This is a genomic window from Acinetobacter sp. 24-47-67 (assembly GCF_056779735.1).
The window spans coordinates 13868-33057 of record NZ_JBWYIK010000007.1 but is presented as its reverse complement, the minus strand read 5'-3'; the positions used below and the strand labels follow the sequence as shown (position 1 = coordinate 33057).

At 39.6% G+C, this 19190-nt stretch carries 11 protein-coding genes; 8 read left to right on the top strand and 3 right to left on the bottom strand.

All coding sequences use genetic code 11. From position 1 onward, the window contains the following. Positions 1 to 145: 145 nt before the first annotated feature. A complete protein-coding gene (locus tag AC1M9K_RS09615; protein ID WP_481589138.1) occupies positions 146 to 856 on the bottom strand; it encodes a DUF8198 family protein in 711 nt (236 codons plus the stop codon). Between the two features lie 195 nt (positions 857 to 1051). Here AC1M9K_RS09615 and pap point away from each other — a divergent pair, with 195 nt between their 5' ends. Then, on the top strand, positions 1052 to 2506 hold the full coding sequence (gene pap, locus AC1M9K_RS09610; RefSeq protein WP_481589137.1) for a polyphosphate:AMP phosphotransferase: 1455 nt from the start codon (positions 1052 to 1054) through the stop codon (positions 2504 to 2506). A gap of 64 nt (positions 2507 to 2570) precedes the next feature. Here pap and AC1M9K_RS09605 read toward each other — a convergent pair whose 3' ends face one another. Beyond that, positions 2571 to 3083, bottom strand: a complete 513-nt coding sequence (locus tag AC1M9K_RS09605) for a hypothetical protein (RefSeq protein ID WP_092767239.1) — start codon at positions 3081 to 3083, stop codon at positions 2571 to 2573. Between the two features lie 187 nt (positions 3084 to 3270). On the opposite strand from AC1M9K_RS09605, the gene AC1M9K_RS09600 reads away from it, so the two are divergent. The 5 genes from AC1M9K_RS09600 to AC1M9K_RS09580 all read left to right on the top strand — a co-directional run bounded on the left by AC1M9K_RS09600 (position 3271) and on the right by AC1M9K_RS09580 (position 14916). Beyond that, positions 3271 to 6939 carry an exodeoxyribonuclease V subunit gamma gene (locus tag AC1M9K_RS09600; protein WP_481589136.1) on the top strand — a complete coding sequence of 1223 codons (3669 nt, stop codon included), beginning with the start codon at positions 3271 to 3273 and terminating at the stop codon, positions 6937 to 6939. Further along, positions 6936 to 10655 (top strand): UvrD-helicase domain-containing protein, encoded by a 3720-nt coding sequence (locus tag AC1M9K_RS09595; protein ID WP_481589135.1) that lies wholly within the window; start codon positions 6936 to 6938, stop codon positions 10653 to 10655. Before AC1M9K_RS09600 ends, AC1M9K_RS09595 begins: the two co-directional genes overlap by 4 nt. Positions 10656 to 10742: 87 nt before the next feature. Then, the gene (gene recD / locus AC1M9K_RS09590) at positions 10743 to 12512 is read left to right on the top strand and encodes an exodeoxyribonuclease V subunit alpha (RefSeq protein WP_481589134.1); all 1770 of its coding nucleotides are present in this window, start codon (positions 10743 to 10745) and stop codon (positions 12510 to 12512) included. Positions 12513 to 13118: 606 nt separating this feature from the next. Continuing rightward, the gene (locus AC1M9K_RS09585) at positions 13119 to 13406 is read left to right on the top strand and encodes a hypothetical protein (protein ID WP_092767232.1); all 288 of its coding nucleotides are present in this window, start codon (positions 13119 to 13121) and stop codon (positions 13404 to 13406) included. 43 nt (positions 13407 to 13449) lie between these two features. Continuing rightward, on the top strand, positions 13450 to 14916 hold the full coding sequence (locus AC1M9K_RS09580) for a S8 family peptidase (protein ID WP_092767230.1): 1467 nt from the start codon (positions 13450 to 13452) through the stop codon (positions 14914 to 14916). A 65-nt stretch (positions 14917 to 14981) separates the two neighbouring features. On the opposite strand, the gene AC1M9K_RS09575 is transcribed toward AC1M9K_RS09580, so the two are convergent. Further along, a complete protein-coding gene (locus AC1M9K_RS09575; RefSeq protein WP_092767411.1) occupies positions 14982 to 16277 on the bottom strand; it encodes a serine hydrolase domain-containing protein in 1296 nt (431 codons plus the stop codon). 249 nt (positions 16278 to 16526) lie between these two features. Between AC1M9K_RS09575 and rpsO the strand changes: the two genes are divergently transcribed. Together rpsO and pnp are read left to right on the top strand one after the other, a co-directional pair. Continuing rightward, complete coding sequence (gene rpsO, locus AC1M9K_RS09570) at positions 16527 to 16796, top strand: 30S ribosomal protein S15 (protein WP_035264047.1); 270 nt, start codon at positions 16527 to 16529, stop codon at positions 16794 to 16796. A gap of 242 nt (positions 16797 to 17038) precedes the next feature. Beyond that, positions 17039 to 19126, top strand: coding sequence for a polyribonucleotide nucleotidyltransferase (gene pnp / locus AC1M9K_RS09565; RefSeq protein ID WP_481589200.1), 2088 nt, complete (start codon positions 17039 to 17041; stop codon positions 19124 to 19126). Positions 19127 to 19190: the final 64 nt, after the last annotated feature.

Below are 19190 nucleotides of genomic sequence, written 5' to 3'. Positions count from 1 at the left end.
AGATTATGCAATTGATATGAATAATATACAGAATTAAAGCGAAGTTTCATCCATGAAATGAGAAGATGTTCTTTTATTTTCGATATTCTGACCAGACGCTTTTACGCTTTTTTGGCTGATCAGAATCTTGGCTGATGAATTTTAATTAAGCGATTTGGAAGGGATTTTCTTTCCCTGTGTGGACATTATTTACAATGATTCGCTCTTTTTCAGTAAAACTCCGAATGAAGGTGGCAGCCGATTTCATTGGTTTCATAGCGACAAAGCCTTCACCAATAAAGTCATACATCAGTTCAAAATTATATTTGCTTGCTGCACCTTTACACATTTTAAACGCTGTGTGCATGATGAATGAACGCATGTATTTGTCCAGACTCAGACCGAGCTCATCCAACAGATTGAGTTGTTCATGGCGCGCTTGCTCTTGATCTAAAGCCACTAGAGTTTCACGCATCATTTCATCAGTAATGGGTTGGTCTTTTGGATAATGTTGGAGTAAATACTGTGCAACTTGTTCATCCAATTGCATTGCCAAGACCGCTAGTCCTACAGACTTTAATCCGGTTTTAATGGCATTTTCTGGAATGATTTTTTCAGCTTTGTGTGCGTATTTTAGTAAACGTTCGATTTGCAATGCTAGGTCATCAAATTCTGGGCCACCATAAAGACGGTTAATAAAATATTGAGCCATCAGCTTATTTTTATCTTCAGCGAATAACTCAGCATGTGTGTGAAGTATGCGCTGTTTTAGCCAATTTTGAGCACCATTTAACCTTTGTTTAAGTGCCGGATCCTGATGATAATTGAGTTGTTTGTATTGTTCTAAAAGTTGATCTAATGCAGCAAGTTTGGACATGTTCTAGCTCAATTAAAAGGACTGAAAAAAGCATAATAGGTTGGATTGCGCTCGACTATGACTGTTGAAATCTAAAATAAAACCTTTCAGGTCAGTCATGGATGAAAAGACAATTGCAATAAATTGTACCTGAAGATTTAAGTTGATACTGTTCCTTGAGTATACTGTCGAAAATACAATAATTTTGAGTGGGCTATGTCTGAACCAAAACAACAATCTGATAAAAATACTGATCAACCCGAAGATAAGAACAAAACATTTGATGCAGATCAGATCAATTTGGACTTAATTGAAGCACAATATGTACTCAAAGATACACGCGGTAAAAAAAATGCCAAAAGCTTAGTGGTGTTGGTAAGTGGCATCGAGTTAGCAGGTAAAGGAGAATCGGTTAAGCAATTAAGAGAATGGGTCGATCCACGATATTTGAAAGTCAAAGCTGACCCTCCTCATCTTATTCAGCCAAATATCCCATATTGGCAACCTTATGCACGTTATATTCCTGCTGAAGGGCAAATGATCGTCATGTTTGGGAATTGGTATAGTGATCTCTTAGCCACATCCTTACATGTTTCACAACCATTTGATGAAACCATGTTCGAAAATTATTTGCAGCAAATGCAAAGTTTTGAGCAGGATTTAAAAAATAATCATGTTGATGTCGTGAAAGTTTGGTTTGATTTATCGTGGAAATCATTACAGAAGCGTTTAGATAAAATTGAACCTTCGGAGCAGCGTTGGCATAAATTGCATGGGCTGGATTGGCGCAATAAAAAACAATATGAAAATGTACAACGATTGCGTCAAAAATTTACCCAAGACTGGGTCATTATCGATTGTGAAGATGAAGTATGTCGTGATCAGAAATTCGCAGAAGTTGTATTAGCGCGACTGAAAGATTTGCCAAATCATCCTCAAAAAATGCGCCAAAAATGGCATCAAGCGGATATCCCAGAAATTTTAACGTCCCCCAATGAAGCAGTACTTGAAAAAGATCAGTATAAGGCTGAACTCAAGAAACTGACCAAGAAGGTCGCTGAAGCATTACGCGCAGAAGGACAAAAAACGGTGATCGTTTTTGAGGGGATGGATGCCGCAGGTAAAGGTGGTGCGATCAAGCGTATTGTGAAAAAGCTCGATCCAAGAGAATATGGAATTTATAACATTTCTGCGCCCGAAAAGTATGAATTGGCGCGGCCTTATCTCTGGCGTTTTTGGAATAAACTGCTTGAAGATGAAAAAATCTCGATTTTCGATCGTTCTTGGTACGGTCGTGTATTGGTGGAAAGAGTTGAAGGTTTTGCAACGGATGTAGAGTGGAAACGTGCATATGATGAGATTAATCGCTTTGAAAAAGATCTAGTAGATACGCAAACAGTCGTTATTAAGTTTTGGTTGGCCATCAGTCAAGAAGAGCAAGCCAATCGTTTCAAAGCACGAGAGGAAACACCGCATAAGCGTTTTAAAATTACGGCTGAAGATTGGCGTAATCGCAAACGTTGGGATGATTATTTATTGGCTGCAGCAGACATGCTCCATCGAACAAATACCGAAGATGCGCCGTGGTATATCATTGCTACCAATGATAAATATACTGCACGCCTTGAAATTTTGAAGGCAATTTTGAAACAATTAAAAGTAGATGTGTAGAACTGGTGAGAGATATAAATAAAGCCCTTACAGGGCTTTATTTATACGTCTAAGGTTTTATGGGTTAAGCGTATTTCACAACATTTGCTTGTTGTTTTTGTTGAATGCTTTTGGCAAGTTTATAGCTTTCTTCAACATGAGCCTCAGCCACTTTTTTCATGACAATATAACCCAAGCTAGCTGCAATAATTGAACCGCCCAATGGAATAAACTTAGTCACTTGCTTGGTCAACACTTTGGCTGCCATATTGTTCAGCGAAGCTTTAGCGGCAGTACGAGCCACGACTAGACCAGAAAACTCGAAACCGCGTTTGCGTAGTTCGTTCCAATGGATTTTTTTGGTTTGAGGATCAAAGACGCTGATTTGTTCAGGAGCTAAGCCAAAGCGAGCATTAATTTCTGGAATTAAAATTGACAACATACCTACGTCAATCACAACATCTAAAAAGGGCACTGGAATGACAGCAACACCTGCTGAAACATAAGAGCGTTTTTTGACGAGATCAAGACATTCATCTCGAATTTGTTCTAAATTTAAATTTGGGTCGATTGTTTCTGGAATTTTATCAATTTTCATTTATTTATCACCTAATCAAAGTCTATGGTTCTCGATCCATCACATGATGAACATAGCGCGAGATGAAAGTTTTATTAAAGTCATAAAGTAAAAGTGACATAGTCAGATTAAGATGTATAGTAATTTATGTTTATGATTTTGTTCACACAACTTCATAACGTGTTCGTTGTATGGTGAAAGGGACCTTATGGGAATTCATGTAATTCAAAGTCAGCGCATTGAAGTTTTGGTACAAGGCATCATCACGACTCAAAAGCGTCCCACGAACAACCCATTTGCAGTCCTACAGCAACAACATTTTGTGGTGCCTTCTGCGGCAATGCAAGAGTGGTTAACCCAACGGTTATCTGAGCACCAAGGCATCAGTGCAAATACATTTTTCCATCAACGTATTCGTGGCTTTCAATGGTATGCCTACCAGCAAATTTTGAGTGACAAAGATAAAGTACGTAAAGCGAATATTCCACGTCTGATTATGAAGTGGCGTATTTTCCAAGCACTCAAACCTTTTATACAGCGTGCGCATAATCAGCTTGAGGTTGAACATCCTTTATTCCCATTAATCACACGTATCTATGACAGCGCAGCACGTATTGAACAGTCAAATGAACAATATCGAAAAAAAATGAGCATGTTGTATTGGGTGTCTGATCAAGTGTCAAAATTGTTCAGCAATTACATGATTTATCGAGCAGATTGTCGCCGAGCATGTGAATATGATTGTCGTTGTCCTGAAAATTGGATTCAGGTATGGGGGCGTAATGAAGCACTCAATATTGAACAACAATTACAATATTTAAACGATCAAGCTTCCAGTTTTAAATTTTCGCAGGCACAACAATTAGAGGCTTGGCAACGTTGGTTATGGCTCAATATTTTTCATGAAGACTTTGTTGAAATGCAAAGTATTGATCATGATTTTTGGGCTGTACTTCGTGATGAACAGCAACAGAAAATAGCCCTCAAAAAACTACCACAGCAACTGATCGTTTTTACACTCTTGGATTTACCACCAAGTCAATTACAGTTTTTGCGCCGTTTGGGTCAGTACATTGATGTGTTGATTTTGCATTACAATCCCTCACAAGAATATTGGGCGGATAGTGTCGATCCGAATTGGAAAAAACAATATGACTTAAAGCTTAAAGAGCGATATATCGAAAAGTTTCAGCAAAAGCATCAAAGAAAACCAGCTGATAATGAAATTGAGCAGTTTTTTGAGAATTTTAGTCTGAGCTTTAATGGGCTGGCACGTGAGTCCAGACATCCCTTATTAACACGAATGGGCAAGCAGGCACGTGATCACTTTTCTCTGTTGTCTAACCTTTCCTCGGGTGATGAGGGGCAATGGATAGATGCTTTTGTGGATGAAGCACCGCAGCATTTACTGAGCCAATTGCAATCAGATATTTTACATTTGGTTGAACCTCAAGCTCAAAGTTATGTATTAGATCCAGCAGACGATTCAATCCACATTCATGTTTGTCATTCCGCTGTACGACAGCTTGAAGTCTTAAAAGATCAATTGACCCGATGGCTTGCTCAGTCAACAGCAGAAGCACCACGCCGTCCGAGTGATATTTTAGTTCTTGCGCCTGATCTGAAACAAATTGAGCCTTTGATACGGAGTGTGTTTCCGCAAAAAAATACTGCAACAGGTGTTTATCTGCCAGTAAAGCTAGCTGGTATCACGCAGTTAGATACAGTATTTGCATGGCGTTCAGTGTTAGGGCGAATTGAACTGATACAAAGTCGATTTACCATTGATGATTTTGCTGATTGGTTGAACTTAGCAGCGACCCAAGTGAGATATTGCTTAGACATTAACGGGACTGAGCGCATCTTATTTTTGTTAAGACAAGCGGGATTTCGACGAGGTTTGGATAAACAACATCTGCAAAAAACATTGGCGGAGTATGATCAAGACTATCGGTTTAGTTTTAAGTATGCCTTAGATCGTTTGGCGCTGGGTGTGGCTGTTCCAGTTCATGCGATGTTTCAGGAGACCTTAAGTTCTCATCTAGTGGGCTCGGGTGATTTTCACTTAATCGCCACGCTCATTGAAATATATAAGCACTTTACAGAGCGTCGAGATTGGCTCACGACGATTGAAATCGAAAGTGAACAAGAGACGTCAGAGCATGTTGAATTTTGGCTCAATCGTTTAATTTTAGAAGTTAATGAGTTTGAAAGCGCTGGTGTAAGCTCGTTAGAGATGATTAAAGAGATTATTCAAAAGCAAATAAGAATGCTAACGCTGGCAAATTTCTATGAAGAACATGATCAAGCCATTCTTAAAAACATACGTTTGCCTTTGAGCTATATTCTGACTGAAATCCAAAGCACCCTTGAATCGCAACTTGATTATGCATTGCCAACTGGACAAATTACATTTAGTCAAATTGGTTTGATTCGGCCAATACCGTATAAGTTAATCGTCATGATGAATTTAGATGGGGGGAAGTTTCCAAATCGGGAGAGTCATTTACCTTTTGATTTAATGGATTTACTCAAGCCAATGATTGGTGATCGATCACGTTTGGACGATGATCAAGGTGCTTTTTTAGACGCTTTGTTATTGGCCAAAGATAATCTCTGGCTATTCTATAATGGTTTTGATGTAGCCGATGGTGAAGTACGAGATCCATCGAGTAGTGTTCAGGAATTACTCCAACATCTCGCGTGGATCATAAAAACATCAGATCAATCTTCCTCGAATCCTCTCATTGATATTGATGGCATTCAAGTTCATCAGAATTTGAGCACACTCTACACGGTACATCCTTTGCAACCCTTTGATCCTGATGGTTTTCAGCAACAGCATCAGCGCTATGAAGATGAATGGTATGCCGTGGCTTCTAACCTCAATCGTCAGGATCAACGTGGTCATAGAGAGGCTTGGATTAATACCACGCTTGAATTGAATCAGGACATCATGGTCTTGGATGCTGAACAATGGATCAAAGATATTTGTTTTCCTGCGCGTCTTTATTTAAAAACCGTAGGCGTATCTAATTTAAAGGATCAGGATTTACCTGAGGTGAATGAGCCGTTGTTATTAGATGGATTGGCGCGATACTCTATTCGTGACTTTTTACAACAGCAGCCTAATGTTTCGAAGCTTCAGACTGAATTACTCAGTGACCAGCTTCCTGTCGGTAAATTACAAGAAGTCAGTTTGAAAATGAGTCTGTTAGAACATCAGCAGTTATTAAAAAGGCAAAAGTACTATATTGATGAGCCGACCAAAATCACTCAGCGCGTCATAGCAATAGATGATATACATCTTCAAGTGACCGTTCCTCAAGGGGATGAGACGAGTTGGGTGAGTGTTTCAACATCCAGTGCACGCGCACAACGACGAGCACATGTGTGGTTAGAATACTTATTTTGGTTAAGTTATCGAGACTTACCAGATCACCTTGCAACTGAAATGCAGCGCATCCAAATCTTTAGCGATAAAACCATCATGTGTACTGGCGTGACGACGAAACAAGCTAAGGATATGCTTTCCCAATGGATTCATGCATATAAACAAGCTCAGATAGAGCCTCTCGTTTTACCTGCAGCATTGCTGATGAAACTTGCGGTAGATGGAAAAGCATTAGAATGGGTCACTGATGAAGAGGGTCATCAGCAGTTAAACAACTTCGATAAGCTATTAAATGAGTGGAATAAAAGCGATGCCTTTCTGAGTTATAGTTTAAATGACAGCGAAGAAAGTCATTTGCACCGAGATTGGCAGTATATTTTACAAGATTTAGATGCTGAGCACCTATTAAAACAAGCGTGTGATCAGTTTGCTTATGTCTTATATCAGCCGATATATATGTATCAATCGGAGGCTGAAATATGAGTCAAAAGCCTATAGTCTCATATCATCCAATTGTGGATATGCATTTCACTGGATTGCATTGGATTGAGGCTTCTGCGGGGACTGGAAAAACGTATACGCTCTCCAGCCTCATGGTCAGAATTTTATTAGAAGAATATTTACCAAAGCAGATTATTGCGACGACATTTACACGCAAAGCAGCGGCTGAATTGAAAAGTCGAATTCGTGCACGTTTAATCGAGGTACTCGGACTTTTAGAGTCATGTCGTGAGTTAACTCAAGATCAAGTTCAAGCGCGTGCAAAATTAGAATCAGATATTTTATATCAAGTGATTTTAAATCAATTTTCTGGCTTGATTGCATATGCGTGTGCACGTTTAAAACTGGTAATAGATCAGCTTGAAGAGCTCTTTGTTGGGACCTTGGATAGCTTTAGCCAAAAGCTTCTTCGTGAATTTGCATTTGAGAGCGGTAAAATTGAACGAATGCAAATCACCAATGATGCAAAACAATATACGGTTCAGTTAATTCATGATGAATTACGGGCATGGATTCAACAGCAGCCTCAATCAACTGTAGATTATTTGCTGCTTAAGAAAAAAATTAAGTCACAAGATGCTTATATCGATTTAATTGAAACGAGTTTGAATTTTTCCTCTGCTTATTTCAAAGCAGTGCCAGCGCCGACCATAGATGTAGACGCTTTCAGAACTCATGCAGAGCGCTTCATACAGATCGAGCTTGAAACGCTAGATTCATTAACAGACTTTTATGATACTGAAGGGCAGTATTATGCTGTAGTCGCAAAGAAGTGGCGCGATCAAGATAAATTAAAAATTACACTCACGCAGTTGTTGCCTGAATTCCTTGATCAAGTTAAATCCCAAGGCATTGAAGTCATTTTTGCGTCGCATCTCAGCACTCATCTTACTCAGTTGAATGAATTAAGAAAAAAAGTTCTCAATAAATGTCCCGTCGATGTTTTGGCGGCATTTGAGCAACATCCTATTATTGTTGAACTTGCTGAGTTTTTTAAACAGTTTGACAAGCTCAATCAACAACTCGAGCATTTGGAGAGTTATTTACAATATTATTTAGCACAACAAGTAAAACAACGTTTGCCAGAGTTGTTACAGCAAAAATCAGAAACCACATTTTCACAGCAAATTCGAACTTTGGCCGAAGCACTGCAGGGAGCGCAAGGTCAGGAGTTTGCAAAGTACGTTCACGCGCGTTACCCACTTATTTTAGTGGATGAGTTTCAGGATACCAACCAAGATCAAGATGATATGTTGGCGCAGATTTGGAGACATCCAAGTCGTGTGAAGCAGGGTTGTATGATTATGGTGGGAGACCGTAAGCAAGCGATCTACGGTTTCCGCGGTGGAGACATGCTCACGTTCCTAAAAGCATATCAAGATGTTGAAACTAAAGCAGGGCGTTTTTACCAACTTGTGCATAATCATCGCTCAGTGAAACCATTGGTCGAAGTCGTCGATGCTTTGTTTCAACAACAAATGGATTTTGGTGAACAAGTTGAATATACGCCTGTTACAGCAGGTACTCGATCGCATCCATTATTGATCCAATCCGGTTTAGAAAATTATGCTCCGCTTCGTTGGGTTCAAGTAAATGATAAGGAACACGAGTTAGAGCAGGTTGCTTGGAAGATACGGGATTTGCTCAATCAGGCTGCCCAAAGTCAGCTATATTTCAAAAAGCAGGGGCAACGTATTGAACTTCAGGCAGATGATATTGCGGTTTTGTCTCGTAACAATCCTGATTTAGAAAAAGTTCATCATCACTTATTGATGTTAGGCATTCCTGTGAATCGACCTTCACGAAAAAGTGTCTTCAAAAGTGGAATTGCTCGAGATGTTGGTGCAATTTTGGCAGCGATCATGAATCCATTTGATGAAGCTAAATTAAAGAGAGCTTTACTTACACGATTGATGGGTTTTAATTTACATCGCTTTTTGCAACTTCAAATTCAAGCAGATGGCTTAAGTTTATTTATCACGAAATTTGAAGAAATTCGTGAAATGTGGATGGGCCAAGGCTTTTTAACAGCATGGCAAAGTTTCCTCACAGAATTCAAAGTTTGGACAAACTTGGTTGAGCAATTCAGCTATGACAATGAACGCGAAGTGGTCAATCTGCGACACATTTCAGAGTTGTTGAGCCAAAACAGTGATGAGTTAAGAGGTATGCATACCCTTTATCATTGGTATATGCGACAGCTTTCAAATCCGATGGAAAGAGAGTGGGAAATTGAAAGACAATTGAGTAATCAAGCAGGCGTTCAACTTTTAACTATTCACCAATCTAAAGGATTGGAGTTTAAGATTGTATTCTTGCTTGGCGCAGATCGTAAACTGTCAGATCGAAGCGAACTTAACTTTTCAATTCGTGAAGTGCAGGATCATGTAACTGGAAAGTCCGTCGCACAACGTGTCGTGGCGTTAAAGCGTGAAGAATTATTGGAACCATTAGAGGTTGAGCAACATGACCAACGTGCTTTGGCAGAGCATCGACGATTATGGTATGTGGCCTTAACTCGAGCACAACACCGCGTTTATGCAATGATGAGTGATCAAAAAGGGCAATCTATTTATGGTTTGGCGTATTGGCGTGGTCATGGTGCGAACCAATTTCAGCATGCTTTCAGTTTAGATGAGCCATGTTTAGAGAAATGCCCTGAGAAAATAATCGCAAAAAAAGAACATCATACTGTTCAAATGATTGCGCAGAAATATCCTCAAGTTCATTTTTATCCTAGAGCCAAAACCAGTTTTAGTTATCTCGCACAACATTTGAGTCATCAACAAATTAAAGATCGTATGGCGGCTCAAGATATGATCGAACATCATGCGAGTGATGAGGTCAATACTGTGACGCTCGTGACTCCATATCAATTTGAGGATTTGGATCATCAACAACCTTTGAGTTGGATTCGTGCTCATTTTCCGATGGGAACATTAGCTGGAAATTTCCTACATGAAATTTTTGAACATATCGATTTTCAAGATCGCCGAGATTGGACATTAGAAATTCGCCGCCGTTTTAAAAATGCCTATTCAGGTTTATGGGAGCTATTATTCGCTAAATTTCAATCAGATTTTCCTCAACATCATGATGCCGAGCAACATCTTTTAGAAATGATGGCTGAATGGTTAGCAGAGGTTTTAGAGACACCTATTCAACCTGAATTTCGACTCAAACAATTAGTACCTGAAGCACATTTGGCTGAATTTCCATTCTATTTGGCTTTAGCAGACCGAATATTTGGTATTCAGCGTATTCAGCAATTATTTTTAGAGTTTGGGTTTAATATGCCCGAATTCAATGCTGCAAATTCAGCACGTTACCTCAATGGTTCAATTGACTTGGTTTATTATGATGGGATGCGCTATCACATTGCCGACTATAAGAGTAATTATCTCGGAAATCATGTGGAAGACTATTCAGCTCAAGCTATTCAGCTGAGCATGACGCATGCAAGTTATTGGCTACAAGCAGCCCTATATTTGGTGGCATTACATCGCTATTTAAGTATTCATATTGATGACTACAACATCGATCGAGATCTTGGTGGTGCCAGTTATTTATATTTACGTGGGATGAATGGCACTGACCAATATGGATTTAATTATTGGCGTCCTAGTTCAGAATTTATTCTAAGATTAGATGCAATATTGGGCTATTTTGCTGAGGATAAAAACAGCAAAATAGCATGAATATTTAAATGAATTTATTATTAATCATTAATTTATCTTGTGGATAATATTGATGATAAATGTGTAGATAACTATGAGGATAACTGTGTGGAAATTAATCAGAATGAAAAAGTTGATGTTCCTCAATGGGTAACAACTTGGGCTGAATATATCCTAAATCAGTATCTTTCATCAGATGATTTAAATGAACAATCCATTAACACCATTGAACAAGTTCTGATGGCATCTACTATCGGCGATAGTTGTATTGATTTGAAAGGGAATGTTATCCAAGATCTGAGTAAGCTACTCGTGAGCGCAGAGCTTGCAGAGCAACAGGTCGCGCCTTTTGTTTATGATCAGAACTATTTGTATTTATATCGCTATTGGCAATTAGAGCAGCGTTTAGCTCAACAAGTTTATCGTTTAAAGCAGCAAACGATAGTGCCTGCAGATTGCACAAAATATGAAAAATTATTAACCGATCCATTTCAAAAGCAAGCTCTGGAAATGGTATCAAGGCAAGCGCTGAGTATGATTACGGGTGGTCCAGGTACAGGGAAAACGTATACTCTAGCGCGTATTATTGCTGTATTAAATGAGTCGAATCATCAGTTAAGAATCGCAATGGCTGCACCGACAGGGAAAGCTGCACAGCGAATGAAAGAAGCATTGCAAAACTCATTAAATGACGATGCAATGCTCAATATGGGTTTGGATATTGCCCACTTAAAGCAGCAAAATACGTTAACGATTCACCGTCTTCTAGGTTTAGGGCATAGCGCTCAACCTAAATACAGTCTGAAAAAGCCATTACCCTATGATGTGGTGGTGATTGATGAAGCCTCAATGCTTGATCTCAATCTCGCGACGATGCTTTTTGAAGCGATTCCAGACCAATGTCGTTTGATCTTGTTAGGGGATGCACAGCAGTTGGCCTCGGTTGATGTGGGGATGGTATTGGCAGATTTACAACAAGTAAAAGCGCTTAAAGACCATCACGTCAATTTAGTGACCAGTAGAAGATTCAAAGCAGGTGCAAAAATCGGTGATTTGGCAAGGTTCATCCAATCACATGAATGCTCACCACAAAGCTCGAAAGTTGATGTATTGGCTAAATTTGAGAAGGAGATTTGTAGAGCGTCTGAAATCCAACAGATTAATTTAGCTGAGCTTCAAGAGGATCTTGTTCAACTAGAGTATTTGAATAAAGAATATTCAGATCAAGATTTAAAAGCCTATTACCTTAAATTAAGCTCGGGGTTTACGGATTACTTTAAAGCACTCAACCTTTATGTCAGAAATGGATATCAGCAGCAGGATGTGGCTGAAATTATCCAAAAATTTGATGATTATAGGATCTTAGCTGCAGTGAGACATGGACATTTGGGATTGAATCGTTTGAATGATGAAATTGAAAGGGAGCTATTTCAGCACATGCGGATATCACGACACGACCTTTGGTATATTGGTCGCCCTGTCATGATGACATATAACGATTATCAACTCGGGCTTTCTAATGGTGATATTGGGATATGTCTCAGACATCGCCAGTTTGCTGATCAATTTGAAGTATATTTTCCAAGTCTTGACCAATGGTTTCCAGCATCACGTTTACCAAAGTCAATGCAAACCTGTTATGCGCTGAGCATTCATAAGTCGCAAGGTTCTGAATTTAAACACACTGCAGTTGTATTAGATGAGTTTGCGTCACGTCTATTGAGCCAAGAATTATTGTATACCGCGATTACGAGGGCAAAAAAAGCAGTCAGTTTATTGGTGGATACTGATGCTTTATTTGAGGCAATAAACATTAAAACAATAAGAAAAACAGGTTTATTGAATAAATTAAACACTTTATTTATATCTAATATTTAACGATTGGTTGAAAATAGAAAACCTTTGTAGGAAATATCTTACAAGGATTCGAGAAATTGGCGCATAGAGCTTCGTACAATTTTTTGCGATGATTGCTTGCATAAAAGGTTCAACACGGAAAGTTGAGCAATATCGCATAATTACAATAATTTATAGTCGAGAGACTGCGAACTTACAATGATGTAAGTGATAAAAGAGGAAACTTACAGCCGCTAAGCCTTGTAGTTTTGGGAGAGACTACAGGGCTTTTTTATATACATATAAGATTAAATTGATTACATAATGTACGTAATTTCTTACATAAAGATCAGAAAACTGCGACTTGTGTTGCATAATGAATCTGGCAAAATAGTCATATAAGGAAATGAAACCTTAAGAACAAGGACCGTATTAATAATAAATGTGTGTGCAGCACTTACAATAAAAATATAAATAACAGAATCATAACTAAAATATAAGAATCTACAGCGCAAAAAAGGCCCTATGACTTGTCATAGGGCCTTTTTTAACCGTTTATCTCAATTTTAATTTTTAGGCATCTTTATACTTGTTTTGACTTAATGATTCTATTAAAGTGAGTAAAAATTATCACTTTATAAAAAAACCATGAAAAAATTCATAATTTTAATCATTTTGGTGAGTCTTGTTCTGTTTGGGTTGTATAAATGTTTTAAGCCTGCAGATCAAACTAGTTCCTCAGTCGCTCAGATTGATTCTCTATCTGCTTCTGAGCGTGGACAGCAAACGCCAATATCGCCTAACGAAGATAAAGTCGAAGATTTAAATGAGTCTGAGAAGATGCCTGTTACTGATTCTCCAGATTTAGTAGATCCGAAGAGCGATTTTTCGATTAAGCCTATTGATCCAGAAACTGATCCAGCCAATCAAGTGTAATTTTTTACCCTGCGCACTAAAAACATAACAACGGAGAACAATTATGTTTAAAACTTTATCATTAAGCGCATGTTTGAGTGTTTTGATGGTCGGTACTGCAATGGCTCAAATGAGTCCTGTAGCAGCTAACGCTAAATTGAACAATCAGGCAAAACAAAAAGTGTCGAAAGGTGGTATTAATCTGTCGGCATTATTGAACAACAGTTCAAATGATCTAATCGTTGAATATCATATTGACATTAATCATTTAGAAAATAATCGCGCTCAACTTCGTGAACATCTTGCTCAAAAGAAGCAATCGATTCAATCGAACTTTAAGCGTTTAGGTGGTATTCAATTACTACGCGATTATAATGCCTTACCATATAGTTTTCATCGCGTTCAAAAGCGTGACACGCTCGTAAGCTTATTGAATGACCCGAATGTAAAAGCAATTTATCCAAATAATATTTCTTATACGACAGCATCTCAAAGTCTACCATTAATTGGTCAAGTGCCTGCAGCTGCGCAAGGCTATACTGGTGCGGGGACAACAATTGCTATCTTAGATACAGGTATTAATTACCACCATTCAGACTTTGGTAATTGTACAGCGCCAGGTGTACCATCATCCACTTGCAAAGTTTCGGATTCTATTGAAATTGCTCAAGAAGACGATACATTAGAATTAGATGTTAATGGACATGGAACTAACGTTGCAGCAATTGCTTCTAAAGTTGCACCAGATGCAAAAATTGTGATGCTTGATGTGTTCACCGGCAGTACAGCTAGAACTGGTGGTGGCGCATCCGATTATGACATAATTGGTGCCTTGAACTGGGTAGCGAACCATGCCCAAAGCAAAAACATTAAATCAGTAAACTTAAGCATTGGTAATGGACGTAGTTATTCCTCAACTTGTACTAGTTCCGTACTTACAGATTCTTTTTCGAAGTTGAGAGGCTATGGGGTATTACCAGTAGTTGCATCTGGCAATGATGGCCATCTGAGTGGTATATCCTATCCAGCATGTACTGCGGGTGCAGTCAGTGTAGGGGCAGTTTATGATGCTAACGTAGGTTCGATTGCATTTAGCAATTGCTCTGACAGTGCAACTTATAGCGACAAAGTAACGTGTTTCAGTAACTCTAGTCGTAATTTAACTTTATTGGCGCCTGGTTCACGTATCACCGCTGGTGGATATACAATGGATGGTACTTCAATGGCTGCACCTCACATTGCTGGTGCTGTTGCTGTGTTACGTGCGAATAATGCTTTCCCGAATGAATCTCTGGATCAAATTGTTGCACGTATGACGTCTACGGGAACTTTGGTTACGGATCATCGTAACTCAATTCGAACACCTCGTTTGAATTTAATTGCTGCGTTAAATGGTGCTCCATCTACTCCAGCACCACAACCCCCTGTTATTGACCCACCTGTAGTGACGCCAACTCCTACGCCAACACCAACGCCAGCACCAAAACGTAACTGTCGTACTTTCTTTTTTGTGACAATCTGCACTGGTTAATTAATAGCTAATAGATGAAAACTTTAAAAAAAAGGCATCTAAATGATGCCTTTTTTACATTGATATTAAACACGTTCAGTTTCAGATTGATCAGTTCCAAATAACGCGCGTCTTTTTTCCTTAGGAATACTTGGGCATTGGTTGGATATTTGATATAGCACTTTTGCTAAAGCGGCTAAATGTGTGCCTAACACAGATTTCCCTGTATTTAAGAACGATACACTGATATCCCGTTGAGGATCTGCCCAACATAAAATATTCGAGAAACCTAGATGACCAAAAGCTTGTCCAGTATTTGGGCCAAATACACCGATTGGATTACTGCCTAACATCGGACCAAGTGCATAACGCATAGGTGCTAAAAGGTTACGGTCTATTGTTGTATTGGATGTAGGGAGTGTTGCTCTGAAGACCGTTTCTGAATTGATAATTTGCTGATCTTGATAACGACCACCATTAAGTAACATTTCAAAAAAACGATTGGCTTGTTCAGCACTGGTATAAATATTTCCTGCAGGGCAGACGGTATCCATAAAACGGGGATCATTGGTGACATCCACTGCCAGTTGCAGTCCTCCGCCTAATACACGATTGAGATATAGGTCAGTCCCCAAAACAGGGTGAATCCCAGTTGGATAATTTTTTGCAACTAAATGACGTAGTTCTGGTTTTAAACCATAGTTGAAGAAAGGTAAATTCATTGGTTTTTCAATATGTTCGTGCAAGTAATCACGAATATCTTGTCCTGTTACACGTTCAACCAATTCTCCTAAAATATATCCAGCAGTTACAGCATGATAAGAGAGTTGCGAGCCTACGGGTGCAATCGGTTTTGCTGCATAAAGATGCTCCAGGATCCCTTGACGATCAAATAAAAGCTCTGGAGTGACCTCAGTTTCAATTTTAGGAATACCGCCACGGTGTGATAACAAATGAAATATGGTGGCGCGTCGTTTACCGTTAACACCAAACTCTGGAATATAGCGACTCACTGGATCAAGTAAGTTAATTTTCCCTTGTTGATCTAACAAATGCACTAACATGGCATTAACGATTTTAGAGGCAGAAAACATACAGACCGGTGTTTCTGGTGTCGCAACTTTAGAAGGGTCTGTTTGATAGTTTGGACCAAGTTCTGTGTAACCAATACTGCGATTAATTAATATCTGACCCTTGCGACGTAAACACATACTGATCATTGGATGATTGCCAGTACGATAAAGTGCTTCAACACTGTGCCAAATTTTATCAATTTGCTGTTGCGTCATTCCCCCAAGTTCTGGCGCAACTTCGTCTTTATGACGAGTGATCGTAGTTAAGTCTTTTGGTGCTATGCACGTATTTGTAGAGAGTAATTTCACGTTCATTCCATGTTTCATTGTTTTTATAACAGGCAAGTTTGCCCTGCCAAAAAACAAAAGTCAGTATCTTTAACGACATGAATTGATGATTGTTTCTGCCAGAAGTTATTGAGCGGATAATTTTGCTTTTTGAGGGGGGTTCCTTTAAAATAGCACGCTGCTGTAGTGATGCACGGCAGTCAATTCCGCTTTGAAGAGCGTCATTGATTTGTATCAAATACTTTTAAATAAGCATCTCGGAGAAATCGAATGGCTTTAACAAACGCAGATCGCGCAGAGATCATTGCTAAATTTGCTCGCGCTGAAAACGACACTGGTTCACCAGAAGTTCAAGTAGCTCTTTTATCTGCTCAAATCAATGACTTACAAGGTCACTTCAAAGAGCACAAACACGACCACCATAGCCGTCGCGGTCTTATCCGTATGGTTAACCAACGTCGTAAGCTTCTTGACTACCTTAAAGGTAAAGATGCTACTCGTTACAGCGATTTGATTGCTGCTTTAGGTTTACGTCGTTAATTCGATTTAAACTTTATTTTCGGATTATTGCATGTTGAATGCTGTATTGCTGAAAACTAAAGGCGATCTAGTTTCGACTAGATCATGGGGAAGGGGCGAATAGTTTCGCTCCTTCTTTGTGTTTAAAAATAGTGTTTCTAGTGAGGTCGGCTTCTAAGCTTTGTCATTTAAAACCTGTGTTGTGAATGCCAAACCTTAGGGGTCTCCACTAGAATAAAATCAGGAAAAAATAGAACATGTCGATGTTTAATATTATTCGTAAAGAATTCCAATTCGGTCAGCACCAAGTTGTGCTTGAAACAGGCCGTGTGGCGCGTCAAGCAAATACAGTAGTGATTACCATGGGTGGTGTGACTGTATTGGTTGCTGTTGTTGCTCAACCGACTGCGAAAGCAGGTCAAGACTTTTTCCCACTGACTGTTAACTACCAAGAAAAACAATATGCTGCAGGTCGTATCCCAGGTGGTTATGGTAAGCGTGAAGGCCGTGCATCTGAAGCTGAAACTTTAATTTCACGTTTGATCGACCGCCCAATTCGTCCGTTGTTCCCAGAAGGTTATTACAACGAAATCCAAGTGACTGCAACAGTTGTATCATCTGACAAAACTATGGAAGCTGATATTGCTGCAATGTTAGGTACCTCTGCTGCACTCGCAATTGCAGGTACACCATTCCGTGGTCCAATTGGTGCTGCACGCGTTGGTTTAATTAACGGTGAATACGTTCTTAACCCAAGTCATGAACAACTTGCTCAATCTGACCTTGACCTTGTGGTTGCAGGTACAGAAGCTGCTGTTCTTATGGTTGAATCTGAAGCGAAAGAACTTTCAGAAGACCAAATGTTGGGTGCTGTATTGTTCGGTCACGACGAAATGCAAATTGCAATTCAAGCGATCAAAGAATTTGCTGCAGCTGCTGGCGCGAAGGAATCTGACTGGGTTGCTCCAGCGAAAAACGAAGACCTTCGTAGTCAATTGAAAGCAGCTTTTGAAGCGAAAATCTCTGAAGCGTATACGATTGCGGTTAAGCAAGACCGTTATGCAGCACTTGATGCACTTCATGCTGAAGCGATTGCTCAATTCGTTCCAGAAAATGACGAAACAGGTATTGCTGACGAAGTGAACGAATTATTTGAAGACCTTAAATATCGTACAGTTCGTGACAATATCTTGTCTGGTAAACCACGTATTGATGGTCGTGATACTAAAACTGTTCGTGCAATCGACGTACAAGTGGGCGTATTAGATCGCGCGCACGGTTCTGCATTGTTCACACGTGGTGAAACTCAAGCACTTGTAACAACAACTTTGGGTAACACGCGTGATGCATTAATGGTGGATACCCTTGCAGGTACGAAGACTGATAACTTCATGCTTCACTACAACTTCCCTGCATACTCTGTAGGTGAAACTGGTCGTGAATCTGGTCCTAAACGTCGTGAAATTGGTCATGGTCGTTTGGCACGTCGTGGTGTTCAAGCAGTTCTTCCACCAGCTGATCGCTTCCCGTACGTGATTCGTATCGTATCTGACATCACTGAATCGAATGGTTCGTCTTCAATGGCGTCTGTGTGTGGTGCTTCTTTATCACTTATGGATGCAGGTGTTCCACTTAAAGCGCCAGTTGCAGGTATTGCAATGGGTCTAGTGAAAGAAGGTGAACGTTTCGCAGTTCTTTCAGACATTCTAGGCGACGAAGATCACCTTGGCGACATGGACTTTAAAGTAGCAGGTTCTGCAAACGGTATTACTGCACTTCAAATGGACATCAAGATCGAAGGTATTACTGAAGAAATCATGGAAGTTGCATTGAATCAAGCGTATGCAGGTCGTATGCATATCTTGAATGAGATGAATCAAGTGATTTCACGTGCTCGTCCTGAAATCTCAATGCACGCACCAACATTCCAAGTGATCAGCATCAATCCTGATAAGATCCGTGACGTGATTGGTAAAGGCGGCGCAACTATTCGTCAAATCACTGAAGAAACCAAAGCAGCGATCGATATCGAAGATAACGGTACAGTACGTGTATTTGGTGAAACTAAAGCAGCGGCAATGGCTGCAGTAGCGAAAATCCAAGCGCTTACAGCAGAAATTGAACCAGGTACAATTTACACAGGTAAAGTCATTCGTATCGTTGAATTCGGTGCGTTCGTCAATATCCTTCCTGGTACTGATGGCTTGCTTCACATTTCACAAATCTCGAACGAGCGTATTGCGAATGTGACAGACGTTCTTACTGAAGGTCAAGAAGTTAAGGTACAAGTTGCGGATGTTGATAACCGTGGTCGTATCAAACTTACAATGAAAGACATTGAACAAGCTTAATCATTTAAGCTAATTCTAAGCCTTGTGTGGTGCTTCGTTTAAACGAGTGTTAAACAAGGCTTTT

Coding starts and splice junctions, on each gene's coding strand:
- AC1M9K_RS09615 (WP_481589138.1), bottom strand. CDS start 856: ATGTCCAAACTTGCTGCATTAGATCAACTTTTAGAACAATACAAACAA.
- pap (WP_481589137.1), top strand. CDS start 1,052: ATGTCTGAACCAAAACAACAATCTGATAAAAATACTGATCAACCCGAA.
- AC1M9K_RS09605 (WP_092767239.1), bottom strand. CDS start 3,083: ATGAAAATTGATAAAATTCCAGAAACAATCGACCCAAATTTAAATTTA.
- AC1M9K_RS09600 (WP_481589136.1), top strand. CDS start 3,271: ATGGGAATTCATGTAATTCAAAGTCAGCGCATTGAAGTTTTGGTACAA.
- AC1M9K_RS09595 (WP_481589135.1), top strand. CDS start 6,936: ATGAGTCAAAAGCCTATAGTCTCATATCATCCAATTGTGGATATGCAT.
- AC1M9K_RS09585 (WP_092767232.1), top strand. CDS start 13,119: ATGAAAAAATTCATAATTTTAATCATTTTGGTGAGTCTTGTTCTGTTT.
- AC1M9K_RS09580 (WP_092767230.1), top strand. CDS start 13,450: ATGTTTAAAACTTTATCATTAAGCGCATGTTTGAGTGTTTTGATGGTC.
- rpsO (WP_035264047.1), top strand. CDS start 16,527: ATGGCTTTAACAAACGCAGATCGCGCAGAGATCATTGCTAAATTTGCT.
- pnp (WP_481589200.1), top strand. CDS start 17,039: ATGTTTAATATTATTCGTAAAGAATTCCAATTCGGTCAGCACCAAGTT.